Source organism: Escherichia sp. KTE114 (genome assembly GCF_000407765.1).
GTDB lineage: Bacteria > Pseudomonadota > Gammaproteobacteria > Enterobacterales > Enterobacteriaceae > Escherichia > Escherichia ruysiae.
Map to the genome: position 1 here is coordinate 991,577 of NZ_KE136626.1, position 24,984 is coordinate 1,016,560.

Consider the following 24,984-nt stretch of genomic DNA (forward strand, 5'->3'; position numbering starts at 1 on the left):
AAACGGGTTCTTACTATGCATTCCACTGAAGTCCAGACTAACCCCCTTTTTAGCTGGAAAGCCCTGGGTTGGGCACTGCTCTACTTTTGGTTTTTCTCTACCCTGTTACAGGCCATTATTTACATCAGCGGCTACAGCGGCACCAACGGCATTCGCGACTCACTGCTGTTCAGTTCGCTGTGGTTGATCCCGGTATTCCTCTTTCCGAAGCGGATTAAAATTATTGCCGCAGTGATCGGCGTGGTGCTGTGGGCGGCCTCTCTGGCGGCGCTGTGCTACTACGTCATCTACGGTCAGGAGTTCTCGCAGAGCGTTCTGTTTGTGATGTTTGAAACCAACACCAACGAAGCCAGCGAGTATTTAAGCCAGTATTTCAGCCTGAAGATTGTGCTTATCGCGCTGGCCTATACGGCGGTGGCTGTTCTGCTGTGGACACGCCTGCGCCCGGTCTATATTCCGAAGCCGTGGCGTTATATCGTCTCTTTTGCCCTGCTTTACGGTTTGATTCTGCATCCGATCGCCATGAATACGTTTATCAAAAACAAGCCGTTTGAGAAAACGTTGGATAACCTGGCATCACGCATGGAACCTGCCGCACCGTGGCAATTTCTGACCGGTTATTATCAGTATCGCCAGCAACTTAACTCGCTGACGAAGCTGCTGAATGAAAATAATGCATTACCGCCACTGGCTAATTTCAAAGATGAATCGGGCAACGAACCACGCACCCTGGTACTGGTGATTGGCGAGTCAACCCAGCGTGGACGCATGAGTCTGTACGGTTATCCGCGTGAAACCACGCCGGAGCTGGATGCGCTGCATAAAACCGATCCGAATCTGACCGTATTTAATAACGTGGTTACGTCTCGTCCGTACACCATTGAAATCCTGCAACAGGCGCTGACTTTCGCCAACGAAAAGAACCCGGATCTGTATCTGACGCAGCCGTCGCTGATGAACATGATGAAACAGGCGGGTTATAAAACTTTCTGGATCACCAACCAGCAGACGATGACCGCCCGCAATACCATGCTGACGGTATTTTCGCGCCAGACCGACAAGCAGTACTACATGAACCAGCAACGTACGCAGAGTGCGCGTGAATACGACACTAACGTGCTGAAGCCGTTCCAGGAAGTGCTGAAGGACCCCGCGCCGAAGAAACTGATCATCGTTCATCTGCTGGGTACACATATCAAATACAAGTACCGTTACCCGGAAGATCAGGGCAAGTTTGATGGCAATACCGATCATGTCCCACCAGGATTAAGCGCAGAAGAGCTGGAGTCGTATAACGATTACGACAACGCTAACCTGTATAACGATCACGTGGTGGCAAGCCTGATTAAAGACTTTAAAGCGACCGATCCGAACGGTTTCCTGGTTTATTTCTCTGACCACGGTGAAGAGGTTTACGACACGCCGCCACACAAAACCCAGGGGCGTAACGAAGATAACCCGACGCGCCACATGTACACCATTCCGTTCCTGCTGTGGACGTCGGAAAAATGGCAGGCGACTCATCCGCGTGATTTCTCGCAGGATGTCAATCGTAAATACAGCCTGGCAGAACTGATCCACACCTGGTCGGATTTGGCGGGCTTATCTTACGACGGTTACGATCCAACCCGTTCGGTGGTGAACCCGCAGTTCAAAGAAACCACTCGCTGGATTGGCAACCCGTACAAGAAAAACGCGCTGATCGATTACGACACTCTGCCGTATGGCGATCAGGTGGGTAATCAGTAATTATCAGTCAGGTGCTATTTGCCGGATGCGACGCTTGACGCGTCTTATCCGGCCTACAGATTGCGGCGGTAGGTCAGATAAGGCGTTTACGCCGCATCCGGCAATACAACTGCCGCAATGTTTACATCGAACTCTCATCAGGCCACACTTTTCAGGTGGCCTTTTTTCATAATGCCAGTTACTGTTTTCCCGTCTACATACCTAAGGGAATAACATGTATCACGACGTCAGCTATCTGCTCTCCCGCCTGATAAACGGCCCGCTGTCGCTGCGCCAGATTTACTTTGCCTGCACCAACGGTCCGGCTCCCGATCTCGCATATCGGGTCGATTTTCCACGGCTGGAAATTGTGCTGGAAGGTGAGTTTGTTGATACCGGTGCTGGCGCAACGTTAGTTCCCGGCGATGTACTATACGTTCCCGCTGGCGGCTGGAACTTCCCGCAATGGCAAACACCCGCCACCACCTTCAGCGTGCTGTTTGGCAAACAGCAGCTCGGATTCAGCGTCGTGCAATGGGATGGAAAGCAATACCAAAATCTGGCAAAGCAGCACGTCGCCCGACGCGGCCCGCGCATTGGTTCATTCTTGTTGCAAACGCTCAATGAAATGCAAATGCAGCCACAGGAGCAGCAAACGGCAAGGCTTATCGTCGCGAGTCTGCTTAGCCACTGCCGCGACTTGCTCGGCAGCCAAATCCAGACCGCCTCACGCAGCCAGGCACTATTTGAAGCGATTCGTGATTATATCGATGAACGCTATGCCTCCGCGCTAACCCGTGAATCTGTCGCGCAGGCATTCTATATTTCGCCCAATTACCTCTCCCACCTGTTTCAAAAAACGGGTGCGACGGGCTTTAACGAATACCTGAATCATACACGGCTGGAACATGCAAAAACGTTGTTGAAAGGCTATGACCTGAAGGTAAAAGAAGTGGCGCACGCCTGCGGCTTCGTCGACAGCAACTACTTCTGCCGTCTGTTTCGTAAAAACACCGAACGCTCGCCGTCGGAGTATCGTCGGCAGTATCACAGTCAACTGACAGAAAAACCGACTACTCCAGAATAAGATGGGTTTGCTGCGGCGCAGAGAGCACTTTTCGTACCGCGCTCATTACCCGCTGCGGCTCTCGCAGGAACGCGTAGATACCGCACTGAACATAGCGACAATGCTCAAATCGCTCGGCACCGGCAAGCTCGATATCCGTAATCAACAGCGCGACATCTGCCCGACGGATATCCTCGTCCGCTAAACGATTCTCCGTTCCCAGCGCCCCCTGGGTTTCAATGCTGACGCCCCACTTCTCTTGCTGGCATAATTTTTCCAGCCGTTCTGCCGCCATATAAGTATGCGCCACGCCGCTGACGCAGGCGGTTACTGCCACCAGGTATGCCATTTTACCCCCCCACGGTAACCTCAAATCCGGCTCGTTCTGCCATTTCGCGCATCGTTGCCACATCGGCTGACGAGGGCGCAGAAACCTCTTTCATCGACCATGTTTTCCCCAGCAGGCGGTATTTCGGTTCGCCGTACTGATGAAATGGCAACAGATGGATCTGCCTGATATTCAGCGGGATCAGCACGTCCAGCGCCTGCTGCATATTCTCCCGGCTGAGCGTGAAACCGGGGATCAGCGGCAAACGCGGGATCACGTTGACCCCCTCACTCACCAGTAAACGCAGATTCTCCAGCACGCGTGGCAGGTTCATCTTCACCACATCCCACGCCTGAGTCGCGTCCATAATTTTTAAATCAAACAACACTTCATCGCACAATTTCGCCAGCGGTAACAGCTTGCTTGCTGGCGCGTCTCCGGCAGTTTCAATGGCGCATGACACACCCCACAGCCGCAGTCGCTGTAAAAAGCGGGTAGCAAACTCCGCCTGCATTAACACTTCGCCGCCAGAAAGCGTGACGCCGCCGCCGGACGTGCGAAAGAAAATGTCATCTTTCATCACTTCCCGTTCCAGAGCGTCAAGGCTGATATCGCGACCAATCCGTTCAAACGCCCCAGACGGGCATTCATCTGCATCACGCAAACATTTCGCACAGTGCAGACATTTCGCCTCTCTGCGTACCGTCTGGATTTTGCCGGAGATCGACTCCGGATTAGCACACCACGGACAAAGATGTGGACAGCCTTTAAAAAAGACCACCGTACGAATGCCCTCGCCGTCATTCAGTGAATAACGCTGAATGTTGAAAATGCGCGCCACATCATCGCGGCGCGTTTCCACAACGTTACAGCTGATGCGCTGTCCGGCGGATGATGTCATCCTGGATCTCCTTCGACAGTTCGACAAAGAAGGCGCTGTATCCGGCAACGCGCACCACCAGCCCGGCATAGTCCTGTGGGCGCTGTTGCGCTTCCCGCAACGTGTCGGCGTTCACCACGTTAAACTGAATATGCTGCAACTTAAGCTGGGTAAATGCCCGTAAGAAGTCGGCCAGTTTGCGTAATCCCGCTTCACCTTCCAGGGTCGCCGGAGTGAATTTCACGTTCAGCAATGTACCGTTAGAAAGCAGTGTGTTATCGAGCTTACTGACTGATTTCAGTACCGCCGTTGGCCCTTGTGCGTCCTGACCCAGCATGGGTGACAAGCCACCGTCTGCCAGTTGTTCCCCGGCAAAACGACCGTCTGGCGTCGCGCCAACCACCGATCCCAACGGGACATGAGCAGAAACGGTATACGACCCCGGCGTGAAGTAGCCACCGCGCGAGTTCTGGTATTTTTCCACTTCTTTGCAGTAATGGCGCAGCAGTTCGGCGCTGATGTTATCCACCTCGTCAATATCGTTGCCGTATTTCTCAAAGCGGTTAATTAAGCGAGCGCGGATTTTTTCGCCTTCGGGTGTTGCGAAGTTGGCTTTTAATACCGACAACAATTCGTCAAAACTTAAACGCTGTTGATCAAAAATCATCCCTTTCAACGCATGGAGAGAATCGCTCAGGTTAGCGATACCTATCCCCTGTACGCCGGAGAAGTTATAACGCGCGCCGCCATCGGTAATATCGCGGCCTTTTTCCAGACAATCGCTGATAAACGACGAAAGCAGCGGCACTGGCGCCCAGTCACGGTGACCGATATCGCAAATATTGCTGCCTTCAACCATCAGAGTGATGTAGTGGCTGATCTTGGCGCGGATCTGTTCCAGCAAACCTTCATAGCTCAGTGCGGCATTACCTTCATTTTCATGCAGGCAGATTTCCATCACTTTCAGCAGGTTAAACATTGCGATGTCATGCAAGCCGTAGGTTCTGCCAGGAATAGACAACTCTACGCAGCCCACGACGGAATAGTCGCGCGCATCTTCCAGCGAAACGCCTCGGTTGAGGAACGCTGGCACCACCACTTCATCATTGAAGATTTGTGGAATACCAGTGCCGAGGCGGATGGTTTCTGCGGTTTTCATCAGGAACGGTGTGTCGATCAAGGCGTTAGTGCGCACACCAAGGTTCGGTTGCGGTAATTGTACGCTTTGATAAGCATCGAGGCATAGGAACGAAAGCACGTTCACCGCGCTACGTCCGTTCTCGGTTAAACCGCCGAGCAGTGCGGTATAGCCGGTCGGGAAACCTGCGAAATAGCGCGCGCTGCTGGTGGAGCGTAACAGCACGATGTCGTTGCATTTCACCCATAAAGATTCGAGCAGTTCTTTCAGGAACGCCGGATCTTCGCCCTGGGTTAATGATGCCTGATAGAACGGCAACATATACTGGTCGAAGCGCCCCAACGATAGCGAACTGGCGTTGGATTCGTATTGCAGAATGATGTTCATGTACCAGAATAACTGGCACGCCTGCCAGAACGTCTGCGGCTTATTTTCGGCGTTATGGCGGGAGATCTCCGCAATAGTCAGTAACTCTTCGCGACGCTGGGCATCAATGCAGTTTGCCGCCATCGTTTCCGCCAGTTCGGCATAACGCAAAATGTGTTTTTGTGAAGCTTCCAGCAGTAACAGCGCGGCCTGATAAAAGTGATTATCCGGCTGTTGCTGGCAATGTTGCTGCATCTGCGCCACCAGTTCACCCAGCCCGTGATTCAGCAGGCGCGGGTAATCAATAATGATGTGCCCCTGGCCTTTATCCGTCTGGTTGATGCTGAAAATCTGCGTGCTGGTTGCGACTTTTACTTCATCCGTCATCTGCCCGTTGATGAAATCTTTCATCGAACGTTTTTCCCAGTACGGGAACAACTCTTCGCGGTAGATACGTTTATCTTCTTCGCTGATGGCGAAGCGATCCTGCGGTCGCGTCGGGAATTGATCCAGCTCTTTCAGCAGCCAGTAAGGGTCCATTTCCGGCGACATAATCCCGGCGCGCGGTTTTACGGTGCGGTTACCGGCAATCAGTTCTTCATCACGAATCGAAATTTCAACGTGTTCCAGGATATACGCTGTGGCTTTTGCCCGACGAATAATCACCGGTTCGCCTTCGGTTTGCTTATGGCTGGCGGTATAAAGCAGCGCACGCTCCAGCGAGATTTCACGGGTATTGGCAAACAGTGCAGTTTTAAGGCGAGAGATACGATTCGTCATGAGGAACTCCTGTAGGAAAGCGAACCCGCCCTTGCGGGCGGGATAAGAACTTAAGCGGTTTGCGCCAGGTGAGCTTCAATTTTGCTCATGATGGCATCAGCGCGTTTTACTGCATCGCTGATGTTGACGCGCACGATGGTCTTGCCAGCAAAACGCTCTTCAAACTTGATGCCGATATCTTTGGTCAGAATCACCATATCGGCGCTCGCCACGTCTTCAGCAGTCAGTTCATTTTCCAGACCGATCGAGCCCTGGGTTTCTACTTTCACTTCCCAGCCTTTCGCTTTCGCGGCACTTTCCAGCGCCTCTGCAGCCATATAGGTATGGGCAACACCTGAAGGACATGCGGTTACTGCAATAATTTTCGTCATGGCTCGTTCCTCAATTAATTAATTTCAAAATCCAGATCCAGGTCGTCTTCCTTCTCATCAGTCGAAGACCCATTTTTACGCGCCAGACTTTTCAGTACGTTCACGCAGACTGCCGTCACAACCGCCCCGACAGCCACTGCCGCGATATAACCCAACTTACCTTCAACCACCGGCAGCACAATCAGACCACCCCAGCCTGCATAGCACTGCGCGCCGACCATTGCTGCGGTCACCGTGCCACAAACTGAACCGACCATGATGGAAGGGATCACGCGTAACGGATCGGCAGCAGCGAAAGGAATCGCCCCTTCGGTGACGCCAACGCACCCCATCACCAGCGCCGCTTTGCCGGTTTCGCGCTCTTCAGCGGAGAAATTTTTACGACCAATCAGCGTCGCCAGCCCCATACCCAGCGGCGGGATACAAATACCCACAGCGGCAATGGCCACCACGGTATAAACCCCCTGAGCAACGCAAATCAGCATGAACGCATAGGCCACTTTGTTAACCGGACCGCCCATATCGAACGCCAGCATCAGTCCCATGATCACCGCCAGCATAACAATGCTGCCCTGCTGCATCCCCTGAAGCCACTGGGTCAGACTATTGGTCAATGCACCCACTGGCTCGCCCAGCCCCCACATCATGACGCCAGCGGTAATCAGTGTGCCGACGATCGGGATGATGAAGATTGGCATGACGGAACGCAGAACTTTATGCACCGGAATTTTCTTCAGGTAATGCACCACGATGCCGCCGATAATCCCGGCGATCAGCGCACCAAAGAAGCCCGCGCCAAAACTGTTGCCGACCCAGGCACCGATAGCACACGGAGCCAGCGCAGAGCGTTCAGCAATGGAGTAACCGATGTACGCCGCGAGGAAAGGCACCATCAGCGTCAAACCCGCGACGCCGATATCAAACAGTTTTTTCAGATTCGGATCGGCTACGGCATCCGGCACTGCGCCTTTGCCATACAACATGACGGAAACCGCCAGCAAAATACCGCCCGATACCACGAAGGGAATCATGTGTGAAACGCCCGTCATTAAGTGCTGACGGGTATTTTTCAGGATCTGCACCAACTCATTCATAAGTCGCTCCCGGGCTTAGTAAAGCCCATGTCCATATTTTTGATGGCAGAAACAATAGGCAATCGCAGGCAGGGCAAACAGTGGATAAAAAGGCCATTTACTGGATTTTTGTAATGTCTGTACAAAAATGCGATCCGCCTCATAACTTGCGTTAACTCGGAATCATGCCGGAGTGGCGCGTCTTGTGAGACGCGTCGCAAATTAGCGGTTACATTACATTTGTCCAGCTTTTGGCAGATTTGTCACATGGCAGGCCGTTGCCATGCGCTCTTATCCTGTAAACAGAAAACCGTACCGGGAGAAAGGCAATGGCCCTGATTGTAGAATTTATTTGTGAGCTACCTAACGGCGTACATGCACGTCCGGCAAGCCGCGTTGAAACGCTGTGTAATACTTTTTCATCACAAATTGAGTGGCATAACCTGCGCACTGACCGCAAGGGCAACGCCAAAAGCGCCCTGGCGCTAATTGGCACCGATACGCTGGTGGGCGATAACTGCCAGTTACTGATTTCCGGAGCAGACGAACAGGAAGCGCACCAGCGTTTAAGCCAATGGCTGCGCGATGAATTCCCCCACTGTGACGCGCCACTGGCGGAAGTTAAATCTGACGAACTGGAGCCGCTGCCGGTTTCACTGACCAACCTGAATCCGCGAATTATCCGCGCCCGCACCGTATGCAGCGGTAGCGCAGGTGGCATTCTGACGCCGATCTCTTCTTTAGATCTCAACGCGCTGGGTAATCTTCCCGCAGCCAAAGACGTTGACGCCGAGCAATCCGCGCTGGAAAACGGCCTGACGCTGGTGATGAAAAACATTGAGTTTCGTCTGCTTGATAGCGACGGCGCCACCAGCGCGATTCTGGAGGCACACCGCTCACTGGCAGGTGACACTTCGCTGCGTCAACACCTACTGGCGGGCGTCAGCGAGGGATTAAGCTGCGCCGAAGCGATTGTTGCCAGTGCGAATCACTTTTGCGAAGAGTTCGCGCGTTCCAGCAGCAGCTACCTGCAAGAGCGAGCCCTGGATGTGCGCGACGTCTGCTTCCAGTTACTCCAGCAAATTTACGGTGAACAACGCTTCCCGGCACCGGGCAAGCTGACGCAGCCCGCCATTTGTATGGCGGATGAACTGACCCCCAGCCAGTTCCTCGAACTGGATAAAAATCACCTCAAAGGTTTGTTACTCAAAAGCGGCGGCACCACGTCACATACGGTAATTCTTGCCCGTTCGTTCAACATTCCGACGCTGGTTGGCGTGGACATCGACACGCTTACTCCGTGGCAGCATCAAACGATTTATATCGACGGCAACGCCGGGGCGATTGTGGTCGAACTGACAGACGCGGTAGCGCGTTATTATCAACAAGAAGCCCGCGTACAGGACGCCCTGCGTGAGCAGCAACGTGTCTGGCTGACCCAGCAAGCCCGCACCGCTGACGGTATCCGCATTGAAATTGCCGCTAACATCGCCCACTCCGTGGAAGCGCAGGCCGCATTTGGCAATGGCGCGGAAGGTGTTGGCCTGTTCCGCACTGAAATGCTCTATATGGACCGCACCAGCGCACCGGGCGAAAGCGAGCTGTACAACATTTTTTGTCAGGCGCTGGAGTCCGCCAACGGACGCAGCATTATTGTGCGTACCATGGACATTGGCGGCGACAAACCCGTTGATTATCTGAACATTCCCGCAGAAGCTAACCCGTTCCTCGGTTATCGCGCCGTGCGTATTTATGAAGAGTACGCCTCGCTGTTTACCACGCAGCTACGGTCGATCCTGCGCGCCTCTGCTCACGGCAGCCTGAAAATCATGATCCCGATGATCTCCTCAATGGAAGAGATCTTATGGGTGAAAGAAAAACTGGCAGAAGCTAAACAGCAACTGCGTAACGAACACATTCCGTTTGATGAGAAGATCCAGCTCGGCATCATGCTGGAAGTACCGTCGGTGATGTTCATCATCGATCAGTGCTGCGAAGAGATTGATTTCTTTAGTATTGGTAGTAATGACCTGACGCAATATCTGCTGGCAGTGGATCGCGATAACGCCAAAGTCACCCGTCACTACAACAGCCTGAATCCGGCATTCTTGCGGGCGCTCGATTACGCCGTGCAGGCGGTGCATCGCCAGGGCAAATGGATCGGTCTGTGCGGTGAACTGGGGGCGAAAGGTTCCGTGCTGCCGCTGCTGGTCGGTTTAGGGCTGGATGAACTCAGCATGAGCGCGCCGTCAATTCCGGCGGCGAAAGCGCGAATGGCGCAACTTGATAGCCGTGAGTGCCGCCAGTTGCTCAACCAGGCGATGGCCTGCCGTACTTCGCTGGAAGTGGAACACCTGCTGGCACAATTCCGCATGACACAACAGGACGCACCACTGGTCACCGCTGAGTGCATCACGCTGGAAAGCGACTGGCGCAGCAAAGAAGAAGTGCTGAAAGGCATGACCGATAACCTGCTGCTGGCAGGCCGCTGCCGCTATCCGCGTAAACTGGAAGCCGACTTGTGGGCGCGCGAGGCCGTTTTCTCTACCGGTCTGGGCTTTAGTTTCGCTATTCCGCACAGCAAATCGGAACATATTGAGCAGTCCACCATCAGCGTGGCGCGTCTGGCAGCACCGGTACGCTGGGGCGATGATGAAGCGCAATTCATCATTATGTTAACCCTGAACAAACACGCTGCGGGCGATCAGCACATGCGCATTTTCTCGCGCCTCGCTCGCCGCATCATGCACGAAGAATTCCGTAACGCGCTGGTTAACGCCGCCTCTGCCGACGCTATCGCCAGCCTGCTGCAACATGAACTGGAACTTTAAAAGGAAACATCATGGAACTGTATCTGGACACCGCTAACGTCGCAGAAGTTGAACGTCTGGCACGCATATTCCCGATTGCCGGGGTGACAACTAACCCGAGCATTATCGCAGCCAGCAAGGAGTCCATCTGGGAAGTGCTGCCGCGTCTGCAAAAAGCGATTGGTGATGAGGGCATTCTGTTTGCTCAGACCATAAGCCGTGACGCGCAGGGTATGGTGGAAGAAGCGAAGCGTCTGCGCGACGCCATTCCGGGCATTGTGGTGAAAATCCCGGTGACCGCCGAAGGTCTGGCAGCAATTAAAATACTGAAAAAAGAAGGTATTACTACGCTTGGCACCGCTGTATATAGCGCCGCACAAGGGTTATTAGCCGCGCTGGCAGGCGCCAAATACGTTGCTCCGTATGTTAACCGCGTAGACGCCCAGGGCGGTGACGGTATTCGCACGGTTCAGGAGTTGCAAGCATTGCTGGAAATGCACGCGCCAGAAAGCATGGTGCTGGCTGCCAGCTTTAAAACACCGCGTCAGGCGCTGGATTGTTTGCTGGCAGGATGTGAATCCATCACCCTGCCCTTAGATGTAGCGCAACAAATGCTCAACACGCCTGCGGTAGAGTCAGCTATAGAGAAGTTCGAACACGACTGGAATGCCGCATTTGGCACTACTCATCTCTAAAGGAGCAATTATGGACCGCATTATTCAATCACCGGGTAAATACATCCAGGGCGCAGATGTCATTAATCGTCTGGGCGAATACCTGAAGCCGCTGGCGGAACGCTGGTTAGTGGTGGGTGACAAATTTGTTTTAGGCTTTGCTCAATCCACTGTCGAGAAAAGCTTTAAAGATGCTGGACTGGTAGTAGAAATTGCGCCGTTTGGCGGTGAATGTTCGCAAAATGAGATCGACCGTCTGCGCGGCATTGCGGAAACCGCTCAGTGTGGCGCAATTCTCGGTATCGGCGGCGGCAAAACCCTCGATACCGCCAAAGCACTGGCGCACTTTATGGGTGTTCCGGTAGCAATCGCGCCGACCATAGCCTCTACCGACGCACCGTGTAGCGCACTGTCTGTTATCTACACTGATGATGGTGAGTTTGACCGCTATCTGCTGCTGCCGAACAACCCGGAACGCGTCATTGTCGACACCAAAATCGTTGCTGGCGCACCTGCACGCCTGTTAGCGGCGGGTATCGGTGATGCGCTGGCAACCTGGTTTGAAGCACGTGCCTGCTCTCGCAGTGGCGCGACCACCATGGCGGGCGGCAAGTGCACCCAGGCGGCGCTGGCGCTGGCTGAACTGTGCTACAACACCCTGCTGGAAGAAGGCGAAAAAGCGATGCTCGCCGCCGAACAGCATGTGGTAACTCCGGCGCTGGAGCGCGTGATTGAAGCGAACACCTATTTGAGCGGCGTGGGCTTTGAAAGCGGTGGTCTGGCGGCGGCACACGCTGTGCATAACGGCCTGACCGCTATCCCGGACGCGCATCACTATTATCACGGCGAAAAAGTGGCGTTTGGTACGCTGACACAGCTGGTGCTGGAAAACGCGCCGGTTGAGGAAATCGAAACCGTCGCGGCGCTGTGTCATGCCGTTGGTCTGCCAATTACCCTGGCGCAACTGGATATTAAAGAAGATATCCCTGCGAAAATGCGGATTGTCGCAGAAGCATCTTGTGCAGAAGGTGAAACTATTCACAACATGCCAGGCGGCGCAACGCCAGATCAGGTTTACGCCGCACTGCTGGTAGCCGACCAGTACGGTCAGCGTTTCCTGCAAGAGTGGGAATAACCTATGCCAAACTCCCGGCTTGTCCGGGAGTTTGAACGCAAAATTGCCTGATGCGCTACGCTTATCAGGCCTACGCAATCTCTGCAATATATTGAATTTGCGTGCTTTTGCAGGCCGGGTAAGGCGTTCACGCCGCATCCGGCACTCTGTGCCAGTAATCTGAAACTCCCACGTTGTTCGGGAGTTTTTTATCCGCTTCTGGACACTTTCTCCACAGAACAATCGTCAGCCCGGAAGGTCGAATCTGTGACTCTTATTTTCACGGACGAAACAGATGAAAGCTTCACTGGCGCTGGTCAGCCTTCTGACAGCCTTTACCAGCCACTCCTTAAAATCTCCCGCTGTTCCACCAACCGTGGTACAAATTCAGGCCAACACCAACCTTGCCATCGCGGATGGCGCCCGACAGCAAATTGGCAGTACGCTGTTTTACGATCCGGCATATGTGCAGCTTACCTATCCTGGCGGCGATGTCCCGCAGGAGCGCGGCGTATGCTCCGATGTAGTGATCCGCGCCCTGCGCAGCCAGAAGGTCGATTTGCAGAAGCTGGTGCACGAAGATATGGCGAAGAATTTTGCCGATTATCCACAAAAGTGGCAGTTAAAACGCCCTGACAGCAACATCGATCACCGTCGGGTGCCGAACCTGGAAACCTGGTTTACCCGCCATGATAAAACACGCCCCACCAGCAAAAACGCCAGTGACTATCAAGCGGGCGATATTGTCTCCTGGCGATTAGATAACGGGCTGGCACATATCGGTGTGGTTTCAGATGGTTTTGCCCGCGACGGTACGCCGCTGGTGATTCATAACATCGGCGCAGGTGCGCAGGAAGAAGACGTGCTGTTTAGCTGGCGGATGGTGGGGCACTATCGTTATTTTGTTCAATAAGCGATCGCCCCACGTGAAGAAAAAATTCAGACCCTATTTACGCTGACGGCTTCTTTTTTCTTACGGCTCACCAGCGCCAGTGCCAGCACAATCAGCACAATACCGCTACCTTCAACCGCGCCGGGATTCTCACCGAGCAGCCACCAGGAAAAGAGTACCCCGCAAACGGGAACCGCCAGTGTGCTTAAGCTGGCGATACTGGCGGGTAAGTTTTTCAGCACGAACAACCATAAGCTCCAGGCCAGCGCCGTCGCCAGAATCGCACTGTATACCAGCGCCCAGAACACGGTGGGTTGCCAGTCAATTTCACGTTGCGGCACCAGTAAAGCGACCACACTCATCACCAGCGCCGCATAAAGCATCTGCCAGGACGTTAATGACAATAAATCCACGCGCGGATGGCGGGCATAAAGGCGTTTAGCAACAATCGCGCTCGCCCCCCAACTGACGCCGGAGAGGATTGCCAGGATGGCGCTTTTCATCGACGAGAAATCGAGTTGCCACGGCTGCAACACCAGCAATAAACCAACGGCAGCAATCAGAATCGCGAAATATTGCCCGCGTCGCAGTCGTTCACCGAGAAACAACGCCGCGAGAATCACCACCCAGAACGGCATGGTATAACTCAGGATAGCCACTTTTCCCGCACCGCCGCTGACCAGTGCCCATTGCGCCAGCCCTACCATCCCGCAGGTTTGTAACAGGGCAATGGCTAAAGTGTATTTAAACGGCGTCGGGCGCATCCCACGACCACGTAATAAAAGGACGATGAACAGAACGAGAGCGCCGAAAATGCAGCGTAAGGCGGTAAAGTCGAAGGCACCGATGTAGCTGGTAACTTGCTTCATGAAAATCCAGCTATAACTCCAGATAAGTGTGAGCACAACCAGGCCACTGATTGCCAGTGGGTTGCTCTTTCCCGTAGTAGGCATGAGAGATCCAGCGTGTAGTAGTTTTGTTAGCGACACTATACGCCGGTAAAGAAACTTCAGCGACTGCCTGAAAGGCAGTCGCTGAAGGAGGTCAGATTACAGCAGGTCGAAACGGTCGAGGTTCATGACTTTCACCCATGCCGCCACGAAGTCTTTAACAAACTTCTCGTGGGCATCGCTGCTGGCGTAAACTTCTGCCACCGCGCGCAGGACAGAGTTAGAACCAAATACCAGATCCGCACGGCTGGCAGTGTATTTCACTTCGCCGGTTTCACGGTCACGGCCTTCGAAAAGTTCTTTCGATTCGTCGGTCGCTTTCCACTCGTAACGCATATCCAGCAAGTTCACAAAGAAGTCATTGCTCAATACGCCCACGCGGTCAGTAAAGACGCCGTTTTTGCTGCCATCAAAGTTGGCACCCAGTACGCGCATCCCACCCACCAGCGCAGTCATTTCCGGCGCGGTCAGCGTCAGTTGCTGTGCTTTATCAATCAGCAGTGACTCGGTGGTGGAAACATCCAGACGAGCGCGGTAGTTACGGAAGCCGTCAGCAATCGGCTCCAACAGCTCGAACATCTCAATGTCGGTCTGATCCTGACGCGCATCGACGCGACCCGGCGCAAATGGTACATGAATGCTCAGCCCAGCGGCGCTTGCGGCTTTCTCTACGCCAACCACACCTGCCAGCACGATGATATCCGCCAGCGAAGCTTTGCCAGACTCTTTCTGGATTTTCTCCAGAACTGGCAGAGCACGAACGGCTGCAGCGTTCACATCCCAGTCGCGCTGTGGTGCTAATGCCAGACGCGCACCGTTGGCGCCACCGCGTTTGTCGCCACCACGGAAAGTAGAAGCAGACGCCCAGGCCACCGATACCAGCTCACTGACAGACAGACCAGAATCCGCAATCGCAAATTTCAGACTGATAATGTCTTGTTCGGTCGGGTTGTAGATCGGCTGCGGCAGCGGATCTTGCCAGATCAGATCTTCTTTCGGTACTTCCGGTCCGATGTAGCGTGATTTCGGCCCCATATCCCTGTGCGTCAGTTTGAACCAGGCACGGGCAAAGGCTTCGTTAAACGCCTGCGGATCGTTGAGGAAGCGACGAGAAATCTTCTCGAACTCAGGATCAAAACGCAGCGTCAGGTCGGTCACCAGCATTGTCGGTTTACGTTTCTTCGACGGATCGAACGGATCCGGGATAATTTCCGGTGCGTCTACCGCTTCGAACTGGATTGCGCCAGCCGGGCTGCGGGTCTGTACCCACTCATATTTGAACAGGTTTTCGAAGAAATAGTTGCTCCACTGGGTCGGCGTCTGCGTCCAGACCACTTCCAGACCAGAGGTGATGGCATCTGCGCCAACGCCGCTGCCATAAGTGCTCGACCAGCCTAAACCTTGTTCTTCAATCGGTGCAGCTTCCGGGTCAGGGCCAACGTTAGATGTCGGACCGGCACCGTGGGTTTTACCCAGCGTGTGTCCACCCGCGATCAGCGCCACGGTTTCTTCGTCGTTCATCCCCATGTTGCCAAAGGTCGCGCGGATAGCTGCCGCCGCAGAAAGCGGTTCGCCGCTGTGATCCGGGCCTTCCGGGTTAACGTAAATCAGCCCCATCTCGGTTGCGCCCAGCGGTGCTTTCGCCAGTGCTTCCGGATGACGGTGGGTCAGCCAGGCTTTTTCATCACCCCAGTTAACGTCGAGATCCGGTTCCCAGACGTCTTCACGACCGGCACCAAAACCGAAGGTACGGAAGCCGGAATTTTCCAGCGCCACGTTACCCGCGAGGATAAACAGGTCTGCCCAGGAGATTTTCTGACCATATTTCTGTTTGATTGGCCACAACAGGCGACGCGCTTTATCGAGGCTAACGTTATCCGGCCAGGAGTTCAGCGGTGCAAAACGTTGCTGACCACGACCTGCGCCGCCGCGTCCGTCGATGGAACGGTAAGTCCCCGCGCCGTGCCAGGCCATACGAATAAATAAGCCCGCATAGCTGCCCCAGTCGGCAGGCCACCACGGCTGAGATTCTGTCAGCAGGGCTTTCAGATCTTTTTTCAGGCCGTAGTAATCTAATTTGCTGAATTCTTTGCGGTAGTCAAAGTCCTCACCCAGTGGGTTAGAACGATTAGAATGTTGGTTTAACAGGTCAACACGGAGTTGATTTGGCCACCAGTCGCGAGTGGTTGTGCCCCCACCTGCGCTCTGGTCATGACCGCCCTGATGGAACGGGCATTTGCCGGTGGCTGTCGTGTTATGGATATCGTCTGACGTGCTCATCAATGTGCTCCCCTCTACAGTGTTACCGTTACGATACACAGCGTTAGAGAGAAGTTATAATTGAATTAATCCACGGATGCGATAGTTGAGATCTTACATATTGTTGGTTAAAGAGATGTAGATCAAATTGATCGTAATTAAGCCTTTTTGATTATGTCCGATTTAGGACAAATACTTTATAAAAAAGGGTTTTAGCTTCGCATCCTTCAAGGGAGGAGGGAGAAAACAAGGCTGACTACCTTATTTCCCTCTCTCATTTCGAGGCAGCATTTTGTGCTCTGTTTAAAATTTGTGATCACTGTGTGATTTTCACAAAAGCCACAATATTTATAAACCAGGTCGAACACCCAGCGTATGACAAATCGCGTAACTCATTTCAGCGCGGTTAAGCGTATAGAAGTGGAAATCTTTAACCCCTTCCCGGCTTAAAATCTTCACCATGTCCATGGCGATATTCGCACCCACCAGCTTGCGGGTTTCAGCATCGTCATCCAGACCGTCAAACATTTGCGCCATCCACGCCGGAATACGCACGTTAGTCATGTCGGCAAATTTCTTCGCCTGTTTAAAGTTAGAGACCGGCAAAATGCCCGGAATAATTTCCACATCGATACCCGCCGAGACGCAGCGATCGCGAAAACGCAGGTAGCTTTCGACATCGAAGAAGAACTGAGTAATCGCACGGTTGGCACCGGCATCGACTTTACGTCTCAGGTTAAGCAAATCTGCCTGGGCACTTTTCGCTTCCGGGTGAACTTCCGGATACGCCGCCACGGAGATATCGAAATCAGCGACTTCTTTTAACAGCGTCACCAGGTCAGAGGCATACATTTCCGGCTTACCGCTTCCCGGCGGCAGGTCGCCACGCAGCGCCACAATATGGCGAATGCCGTTATTCCAGTAGTCACGAGCGATGGTGCGCAGCTCATCGGGAGTCGCATCAATGCAGGTGAGATGCGGCGCAGCTTCGAGACCAGTGCGATCTTTAATGCCTTTAATAATGCTGTGTGTACGGTCGCGCTCGCCAGAGTTCGCGCCATAGGTCACCGAGACAAACTTCGGTTTCAGGCTGCTAAGGCGATCAATGGAGTTCCACAGGGTCTGCTCCATTTCACTGGTACGCGGCGGGAAAAACTCGAACGAAACGTTAATCTGCCCCTGGACTTCTGCCAGGCTCTGATTCAGGGCATCCCGCTGGCTGGCGTGAAAAAAGCTCATACCTTACCTCATCAATCGCTTATCGTTATATGTTGTGTTGTGAACATCTATCCATTTAGACGTCCAGATGTAAAGATGAAGGAAAAGCCGAAGGGCGTCAACCGAAAAATGACCAATGATGGTGAGGAAAAATCAGGGAAGATGAAAAAGATTCAGGTTGGGAATTACAAGAAACCTGGCAGACGGATTTATTGTTTCTTGCCGGATGCAGCGTGAACGCCTTATCCGGCTTACAACGCAAGGATAATTAGGTAAATTATGTTAAGCCCAATAAGCATGTGCATTATGCCTTATTGGGCTCCTGAAATTACAACAACTGCGCCAGCCGATTAATATCCGACTGAATCGCCCCAGCGGTGACATCGCGCCCTGCGCCTGGCCCACGGATCACCAGCGGGTTATCGCGATACCAGCGGCTTTCGATGGCAAAGACGTTATCGCACGGTAGCAGTGATGCCAGCGGATGATCTTCACGCACCGCTTCCACGCCCACACGCGCTTTGCCGTTGGCATCGAAACGCGCCACGTAGCGCAGCACCAGCCCCATTTCGCGGGCAGCTTCCAGCCGTTGTACCATCTGCTCGTTCAGCTCATCGCCATTTTCAAAGAAATGGTCGATGCTGCCGCCTTCGCAATGAGCAGGCACCAGCGACTCCACACGCACCTGATCCGGTTCGATGTTGTAACCTGCTTCACGCGCCAGAATCACCAGCTTGCGCATCACGTCTTTGCCGGAAAGGTCATCACGCGGGTCAGGTTCAGTTAACCCTTGCTGCCATGCCTGATCCACCAGCTCGGTAAACGGCACGCTACCGTCGAATTGCAGGAACAGCCAGGAGAGCGTGCCGGAGAAGATCCCGCTGATCGACAAAATAGTATCGCCGCTGTCGATCAGATCGCGCACGGTATGGTTGATCGGCAAGCCTGCGCCGACGGTAGCGTTGTACAGCCAGTGACGCCCGGTTTTTTCGAAGGCGTCGTGGATCTGGCGATATTTATTGCTGTCGCTGGCTCCCGCCAGTTTGTTGGCACTGATGACGTGGAAACCGTGGCTGGCGAAATCGAGATATTGATCGGCAAGCTGCTGGCTGGCGGTAACGTCCAGCACCACTAAATCATCATACGGATGGGCGCGCATCCACAGGAACAGCGACTCTTCATCCTGCTCGACCGCTTCATCGTTGAAGAACGCTAACGCGCGGCTGGCGTCCAGCCCGTCATAACTCAACAGGCTGCGGCGGCTGTCCACCACGCCTGCCAACACAAATTCAAATCCGGTACGCGCCGAGAGCGTACTCTGCTCACGAGCGAACAGTTCCAGCCAGCGGGAACCGATATTGCCCTTGCCGAACAGGACCAGGCCAATGCGTTTTTCCGCGCGGAAGACGGACTGATGCAGCCCCTGGATCAGGCTTTCGGTCGGGCCGGTACGCAGTACTGCCACCAGGCTGATGCCGTCATCGGACTGCCAGGTAAATTCGACCGGCTGGCCTTTCAGTTGCTGCCAGAAACGGTGGCAATGCAGCGGGTTACGGGTGACGCCCGCCCCGACCATCGCCACCAGCGCCAGCCCCTGACGCAGACGCAGCTCGCCAGGTAATCCCGCTTCGTCGAGAATTTTCAGGGCACTGTCCGCCACTTCCGAGGTGTAGCAAAATTGCAGCAACTGGCGATCGTTATGCACGCCAACCGCCAGTGGACGCACCTGCGCGCGTTTCAGGATCTGGTCGATTTCTTTATGCGCCAGTTTGAAGTCCTGGCTGGCGGGCACCTGAAACTCAATCAAACAGACATCATCGTGACTGGTGACAATACGCGCTCCTGTACCGGAAGCCAGCACGCGTTCAATGCGTGTAGAGCCTTGATCCGGCGTGTAGCTACAGCGCAGTTGCAAGTCGATTTCACTACCGGATACAGGCTGTAAAGTACGGGCGTGGAGGACAGGTGCCGCCAGACGCGCCAGTTCGCTGGCTTCATCCAGACGCAGCAATGGCAGCAGGCAGGCATCTTTCACTTTACGCGGATCGGCGCTATATACCCCGGCGACGTCGCTCCAGATAGTTACGCGGGAAACGCCTGCCAGCGCACCGATTTGGGTGGCGGAATAGTCGGAACCGTTACGCCCCAGCAGCACCGTTTCACCGGCGTTGTTGCGGCTGATAAATCCGGTCACTACCAGACGTTTGCCCGGATGCTGCACCAGCAGTTGTTGCAGCAGCGGGTACGAAAGGCCTTCATCAACCTGCGGTTGCGCAGCGCGTTCAGCACGTAAAAACTCGCGGGCATCAAGCCAGGCCGCAGGCAGTCCTTGTTGGTTAAGCACCGCAGACATCAGGCGCGCCGACCACACTTCACCGTGACCCACCACTTCCGCATACACCGCGTCGTTAATACCGCTGTCGAGCAGCGCCGCCAGGCGTTCAAGATCGCTGACAAAGGCGCTAATGAGGCTATCGGCTTCTTCGGCAGGTAACAGGCCGCTAATCAGATCGCATTGATAACGACGTAGCGTTTGTTGAACCTGATGCGCAGAGAGACGATCGGTCTGGCTTAGTTTCAACCAGTTAATCAACTGGTTAGTGGTGCTACCGGCGGCGGAAACCACCATCATATCGTCGGGCTGAGAGTACTCCGCCATAATGCCCGCGACACGCAAATAACACTTCACATCAGCCAGACTACTGCCACCAAATTTATGCAGTTGACGACCTTTCGCCCCTGCCTGCGCAATCACACTCATTTTTACCCCTTGTTTGCAGCCCGGAAGCCATTTTCCAGGTCGGCAATTAAATCTTCGCCATCTTCAATACCGGTGGAGATACGCAACAGCGTCTCGGAGATCCCGGCGGCAGCACGCGCTTCTGGCGCCATGCCTGCATGTGTCATGGTTGCGGCGTGAGAGATTAAACTTTCCACTCCCCCTAACGATTCCGCCAGCGTAAACAACGACAGCCCGCCCAGGAAACGACGCAGCGTCTGCTCATCGCCATCCAGTTCAAAACTCAACATTGCGCCAAAGCCTTTTTGCTGGCGCACGGCAATTTCATGCCCCTGATTTTCCGGCAGCGATGGGTGATAAAGTTTTTTCACCAACGGCTGGGTTTGCAGATATTTCACAATCGCCTGCGCGTTGCGCTGAGCCAGCTCCATACGCGGCACCAGAGTACGCAGACCGCGCAGCAGCAGATAGCTGTCAAACGCGCCGCCCGTTACGCCAATATTGTTTGCCCACCAGGCCAGTTCGGTAACCACGTCTGGATCTTTAGCAATCACCACGCCCGCCACCACGTCAGAGTGACCGTTCAGATATTTCGTACATGAATGCAACACCAGATCGGCACCTAATGCCAGTGGATTTTGTAATGCCGGGCTTAAGAAGGTGTTATCCACCACGCTCACCGCCCCGACTTCCCTTGCCAGATGGCAGATTTTCGCAATATCCACGACGCGTAACAATGGATTACTTGGGCTTTCTACCAGCACCAGTTTAGGTTTTTCTGCCAGTGCCGCCCGTAATGCCTGCTCATCGCCCTGATCAACAAACAGCACGCGATAGCAACCGCGTTTTGCCAGGCTATCGAACAGGCGATAGCTGCCGCCGTAGCAGTCGTGCGGCGCAACCAGCAGATCGCCGGGTTTCAAAAAGACGGTCGTGACCAGGTGAATAGCTGACATGCCGGTATTGGTTAGCACCGCACCTGCACCGCCTTCCAGTTCTGCCAGCGCACGCTGGACCACATCGCGCGTTGGGTTGCCGCGACGCGAGTAATCATGCGCGCGTGGTTCGTTAAATCCGGTAAAGTTATAGGTGCTGGAAAGATGGATAGGCGGGACAACGCAACCATACTGTTCGTCGTCATTTAACCCGCTACGCACTGCGATGGTGGCCTGTTTACGCGTCATGTGATGAAGTTTCCTGGGCTTTGTTGGTGAAATGTCAGGCACCAGAGTAAACATTGTGTTAATGGACGTCAATACATCTGGACATCTAAACTTCTTTGCGTATAGATTGAGCAAATCCGAAATTGCCGTTAAAATTATATGCATTATCACACTGGCAGGCGCATTACACGATGTCACGGTAGCGCCTGTGCGGTAAACTATGCGGGTTTATGACCAGTGCCCTTATAAACTGTGTGGTCTGGTCTCAATTTATTGACGAAGAGGATTAAGTATCTCATGGCTGAATGGAGCGGCGAATATATCAGCCCATACGCTGAGCACGGTAAGAAGAGTGAACAAGTCAAAAAGATTACGGTTTCCATTCCTCTTAAAGTGTTAAAAATCCTCACCGATGAACGTACGCGTCGTCAGGTGAACAACCTGCGTCACGCTACTAACAGCGAGCTGCTGTGCGAAGCGTTTCTGCATGCCTTTACCGGGCAACCTCTGCCGGATGATGCCGATCTGCGTAAAGAGCGCAGCGACGAAATCCCGGAAGCGGCAAAAGAGATCATGCGTGAGATGGGGATTAACCCGGAGACGTGGGAATACTAAAGCGGAAAAGAGCGGCGCGGAGTTAACCAGCCGCTTTTTTCATACATGGACGTTTAACGATGAAAATCAGGCTACTGATCCTCAGCCTGCTGGTTTCTGTGCCTGCTCTTGCCTGGCAACCGCAAACCGGCGACATCATCTTTCAAATTTCTCACTCATCGCAAAGTAAAGCAATCCAACTGGCGACCCATTCCGATTACAGCCACACCGGTATGCTGGTTATACGCAATAAAAAACCCTACGTCTTTGAAGCGGTCGGCCCGGTGAAATACACCCCGCTCAAGCAGTGGATCGCCCACGGTGAAGATAGCAAATATATTGTTCGCCGCGTTGAAGGTGGGTTAACAACCGAACAACAGCAAAAACTGGCGCAAACGGCAAAACGTTATCTGGGTAAACCGTATGACTTCAGTTTTTCGTGGAGCGACGATCGCCAGTACTGTTCAGAAGTGGTGTGGAAGGTTTATCAGAACGCGCTGGGAATACGCGTGGGTGAGCAGCAAAAACTAAAAGAGTTCGATCTTAGTAACCCGCTGGTTCAGGCAAAGCTCAAAGAACGCTACGGCAAAAATATCCCGCTTGAAGAAACAGTAGTCTCACCGCAAGCCGTTTTCGATGCGCCGCAACTCACTACCGTTGCTAAAGAATGGTCGCTGTTTTCATGGTAATGGGCCAATCGCATCATAACTGGCCCCCTAAAACCTAACTTTTGTCGGTCTGAAGCTCTTGCGAAAACGCAGCAACGTCATTTTGACGCTGTCGTTCCATGGCGATCGCGCCAAAGTGCGTTAACGTACAGAAAATAATGCAGCAGATAACACCAGCAAGCAGAAGATAAAAACCGCCATCCCAACCAACCTGATCGACCATAACACCAAACAGACTTGTTCCAAGCGTTGCGCCAAGAATATAGCTCATAAAACCACGCAAACCGACTGCAGAACCCACGGCAAAACTGGGGACAATTTCCATTGTCTGAACAGAAGCCAGGAACTGCGGAACATAAATAAGGCAGCCTACGCAGGCAGCAAAAATGGTAATAGAGAGCAGAGAGTCGCTTTTCCAGTAGCCCAGCAGGCAGAAGAAAATCAATACCATACTGATAATAGCGGGTGGCATACGGCGACCATGAAATAATTTATCACTCAACCAGCCAGCAAATAACGTAGTTGGAATCGCCGCCCATTCGAAGATTAAAAATGCCGTGCTCATTTCAGTCTTCGTAAAATGTTTCACACTTAACAGGTAAATAGGCAACCAACTGATAATTCCGAAACGCACCATATAGACAAAAACATCAACGAAAGAGACGAACCATGCATTCTTGTTTTTTAGCACATAGGTACAAAAAATTTGCCAGGCAGTCATATCTTCCGGCGCACGATCATCTTTTGCTTTAATGCTGACGTCGTCCGGGACGATTTCGCTTAATGGCGGCAAACCTTCACTTACGGGCGAACCTTTACCTGACATGAGTACCACAATAGCAATAACAACAGAGACAATCGCTGGAACAACATATGTTGCTATTTTCCAGTGTTCAGTACCCAGCACAGCAAATGCACCACCAACAATCGGAGCAACAATACCGCCCCCAACATTGTGCGAAATATTCCAGACCGCACCGACGATGCCCCGTTCTTTACGAGGGAACCAGTTGGCTATTGTAATAAACGAAGGACCAACCCCCATCCCTTGAAAGAGACCATTTAAAATAACAAGTCCCGCAAACATCCAGAAAGCAAAACTAAAACCAAGCGCCACGTTAACGAGAGCACAAAGAACCAACCCCACAGCCATATAAACTTTAGGGTTCGCTTTATCTGCCAGACTACTCATTACCCCTTTACTAATACCGTAGGCGATCAGCATACAACTGCTAAGTAGACCTATTTGAGTCGCAGACAGATTAAGATCTTGCTTTAAATAAGGTGTGGAGAGAACAAAGTTATTCCTGACAATATAATACGAAAGATAACCGATAAACACGCTAAATAGCGCCTGCATACGATAACGATTATAGGTATTCTTTATTTCACTTTCAGGAACCTGATGTGTTGCCACTTTAGGTTTCAATAGAGAAAGCATATATCACCTTCCAGTTCATAGAGTTATTTAAAACAGCAATACCAGTTGCTACTCTCTGATGAGTATTGCAAAAGCCCTTGCTTCATTGGTTTTGAAGATAGTGAAGCAAGTGAGTTTAAGTTACAATACAGGGCATATGAGTCAAAACTGACTCAAAAATACAAATATCATGTTCCATTTCTTTCCCATTTTTATATCTCAAAATAGAACGAAGCCATTATTCAGGCATTAACGGGTTACAACAGCCCCAATAAAAAATAATTACTTTTATTAATTTTTTCAGTTTTTGAGGTCAGTCACATATTTTGTATCCATATACGTGATCATTGAAGAGGCTCGATTTTACCCTGTTGGAGATCATGCTACACAACATGAAAATTTCCATCACCGTTCAACAACAAGCAGGGCTTAAACATTTTCATGTTATCCCTCGTGACAAGCACATTTGCGCTCGAATTAAAGCCATTCTTCCGGCTTCTGAAGGCTGGCGCAAAGAAACAATAGAATCCGGTCAGGGCCTGAATCCGATAGCACAAATGTCGAAATTAATTACCGGGAATAGCCGTAACAATCGCTATTTCCGTAAGATACACATGTTCAGAGGTGCAATATTGATCTTTTTTTGATAACCGCTTCCAGATATAGTGACGCTAGTTACATCTGAATTAATGAAATTTCCGATACTGACATCAGCGTCTTACAGTCATTGTGTATATTAGCTAACGGATAAT

The 24,984-nt window shown here is 52.7% G+C and carries 20 protein-coding genes; 9 read left to right on the forward strand and 11 right to left on the reverse strand.

What is annotated here, in order from left to right; translation table 11 throughout:
- The first annotated feature begins 15 nt into the window (after positions 1 to 15).
- Together WC5_RS15975 and WC5_RS15970 are read left to right on the forward strand one after the other, a co-directional pair.
- A complete protein-coding gene (locus WC5_RS15975; RefSeq protein WP_000556330.1) occupies positions 16 to 1,749 on the forward strand; it encodes a phosphoethanolamine transferase CptA in 1,734 nt (577 codons plus the stop codon).
- Between the two features lie 214 nt (positions 1,750 to 1,963).
- Complete coding sequence (locus WC5_RS15970) at positions 1,964 to 2,815, forward strand: AraC family transcriptional regulator (protein WP_000274606.1); 852 nt, start codon at positions 1,964 to 1,966, stop codon at positions 2,813 to 2,815.
- On the opposite strand, the gene WC5_RS15965 is transcribed toward WC5_RS15970, so the two are convergent.
- Genes WC5_RS15965 through WC5_RS15945 form a run of 5 tightly spaced genes read right to left on the reverse strand, consistent with a single transcriptional unit; the run spans position 2,802 to position 7,751 of the window.
- The gene (locus WC5_RS15965) at positions 2,802 to 3,143 is read right to left on the reverse strand and encodes a PTS fructose-like transporter subunit IIB (protein WP_000323855.1); all 342 of its coding nucleotides are present in this window, start codon (positions 3,141 to 3,143) and stop codon (positions 2,802 to 2,804) included. The two genes, WC5_RS15970 and WC5_RS15965, sit on opposite strands and share 14 nt — an antisense overlap.
- Before the next feature lies 1 nt (position 3,144).
- Positions 3,145 to 4,023 carry a [formate-C-acetyltransferase]-activating enzyme gene (locus WC5_RS15960; protein ID WP_000204110.1) on the reverse strand — a complete coding sequence of 293 codons (879 nt, stop codon included), beginning with the start codon at positions 4,021 to 4,023 and terminating at the stop codon, positions 3,145 to 3,147.
- Positions 3,989 to 6,286, reverse strand: a complete 2,298-nt coding sequence (locus WC5_RS15955) for a formate C-acetyltransferase (RefSeq protein ID WP_000184790.1) — start codon at positions 6,284 to 6,286, stop codon at positions 3,989 to 3,991. The genes WC5_RS15960 and WC5_RS15955 overlap by 35 nt, the downstream gene beginning before the upstream one ends.
- 50 nt (positions 6,287 to 6,336) lie before the next feature.
- Positions 6,337 to 6,657: a PTS fructose-like transporter subunit IIB gene (locus WC5_RS15950; RefSeq protein WP_000161265.1), complete on the reverse strand. Its 321-nt coding sequence runs from the start codon at positions 6,655 to 6,657 to the stop codon at positions 6,337 to 6,339.
- 14 nt (positions 6,658 to 6,671) lie between these two features.
- Entirely contained in the window at positions 6,672 to 7,751 is a 1,080-nt protein-coding gene (locus WC5_RS15945) for a PTS fructose transporter subunit EIIC (RefSeq protein ID WP_001004466.1), read from the reverse strand.
- A gap of 308 nt (positions 7,752 to 8,059) precedes the next feature.
- On the opposite strand from WC5_RS15945, the gene ptsP reads away from it, so the two are divergent.
- The 4 genes from ptsP to WC5_RS15925 all read left to right on the forward strand — a co-directional run bounded on the left by ptsP (position 8,060) and on the right by WC5_RS15925 (position 13,241).
- Positions 8,060 to 10,561: a phosphoenolpyruvate--protein phosphotransferase gene (gene ptsP, locus WC5_RS15940; RefSeq protein WP_016231502.1), complete on the forward strand. Its 2,502-nt coding sequence runs from the start codon at positions 8,060 to 8,062 to the stop codon at positions 10,559 to 10,561.
- A gap of 11 nt (positions 10,562 to 10,572) precedes the next feature.
- Positions 10,573 to 11,235, forward strand: coding sequence for a fructose-6-phosphate aldolase (gene fsa, locus WC5_RS15935; RefSeq protein ID WP_000424831.1), 663 nt, complete (start codon positions 10,573 to 10,575; stop codon positions 11,233 to 11,235).
- A 10-nt stretch (positions 11,236 to 11,245) separates the two neighbouring features.
- Positions 11,246 to 12,349, forward strand: a complete 1,104-nt coding sequence (gene gldA / locus WC5_RS15930; protein ID WP_000373988.1) for a bifunctional L-1,2-propanediol dehydrogenase/glycerol dehydrogenase — start codon at positions 11,246 to 11,248, stop codon at positions 12,347 to 12,349.
- A gap of 274 nt (positions 12,350 to 12,623) precedes the next feature.
- Positions 12,624 to 13,241: a DUF1287 domain-containing protein gene (locus WC5_RS15925; RefSeq protein ID WP_000647903.1), complete on the forward strand. Its 618-nt coding sequence runs from the start codon at positions 12,624 to 12,626 to the stop codon at positions 13,239 to 13,241.
- Positions 13,242 to 13,267: 26 nt separating this feature from the next.
- Here the strand turns inward: WC5_RS15925 and yijE are convergent, their stop codons facing one another.
- The 5 genes from yijE to metB form a co-directional block, all read right to left on the reverse strand.
- On the reverse strand, positions 13,268 to 14,173 hold the full coding sequence (gene yijE / locus WC5_RS15920; protein WP_001143321.1) for a cystine transporter YijE: 906 nt from the start codon (positions 14,171 to 14,173) through the stop codon (positions 13,268 to 13,270).
- A 96-nt stretch (positions 14,174 to 14,269) separates the two neighbouring features.
- Positions 14,270 to 16,450, reverse strand: coding sequence for a catalase/peroxidase HPI (katG, locus tag WC5_RS15915; RefSeq protein ID WP_010350185.1), 2,181 nt, complete (start codon positions 16,448 to 16,450; stop codon positions 14,270 to 14,272).
- 327 nt (positions 16,451 to 16,777) lie between these two features.
- Positions 16,778 to 17,668 carry a methylenetetrahydrofolate reductase gene (metF, locus tag WC5_RS15910; protein ID WP_000007526.1) on the reverse strand — a complete coding sequence of 297 codons (891 nt, stop codon included), beginning with the start codon at positions 17,666 to 17,668 and terminating at the stop codon, positions 16,778 to 16,780.
- Positions 17,669 to 17,975: 307 nt separating this feature from the next.
- The gene (metL, locus tag WC5_RS15905; RefSeq protein ID WP_000110772.1) at positions 17,976 to 20,408 is read right to left on the reverse strand and encodes a bifunctional aspartate kinase/homoserine dehydrogenase II; all 2,433 of its coding nucleotides are present in this window, start codon (positions 20,406 to 20,408) and stop codon (positions 17,976 to 17,978) included.
- A gap of 2 nt (positions 20,409 to 20,410) precedes the next feature.
- Positions 20,411 to 21,571: a cystathionine gamma-synthase gene (metB, locus tag WC5_RS15900; RefSeq protein ID WP_010350181.1), complete on the reverse strand. Its 1,161-nt coding sequence runs from the start codon at positions 21,569 to 21,571 to the stop codon at positions 20,411 to 20,413.
- Positions 21,572 to 21,847: 276 nt separating this feature from the next.
- Here metB and metJ point away from each other — a divergent pair, with 276 nt between their 5' ends.
- Both metJ and WC5_RS15890 read left to right on the forward strand, forming a co-directional pair.
- A complete protein-coding gene (metJ, locus tag WC5_RS15895) occupies positions 21,848 to 22,165 on the forward strand; it encodes a met regulon transcriptional regulator MetJ (RefSeq protein WP_000852812.1) in 318 nt (105 codons plus the stop codon).
- Positions 22,166 to 22,224: 59 nt separating this feature from the next.
- Positions 22,225 to 22,833, forward strand: a complete 609-nt coding sequence (locus tag WC5_RS15890) for a YiiX family permuted papain-like enzyme (protein WP_000702313.1) — start codon at positions 22,225 to 22,227, stop codon at positions 22,831 to 22,833.
- Between the two features lie 34 nt (positions 22,834 to 22,867).
- Here WC5_RS15890 and pgtP read toward each other — a convergent pair whose 3' ends face one another.
- Positions 22,868 to 24,253: a phosphoglycerate transporter PgtP gene (gene pgtP, locus WC5_RS15885; protein ID WP_000949935.1), complete on the reverse strand. Its 1,386-nt coding sequence runs from the start codon at positions 24,251 to 24,253 to the stop codon at positions 22,868 to 22,870.
- A gap of 371 nt (positions 24,254 to 24,624) precedes the next feature.
- Between pgtP and WC5_RS15880 the strand changes: the two genes are divergently transcribed.
- Positions 24,625 to 24,879, forward strand: a complete 255-nt coding sequence (locus tag WC5_RS15880) for a hypothetical protein (protein ID WP_016231503.1) — start codon at positions 24,625 to 24,627, stop codon at positions 24,877 to 24,879.
- Positions 24,880 to 24,984 lie beyond the last annotated feature (105 nt).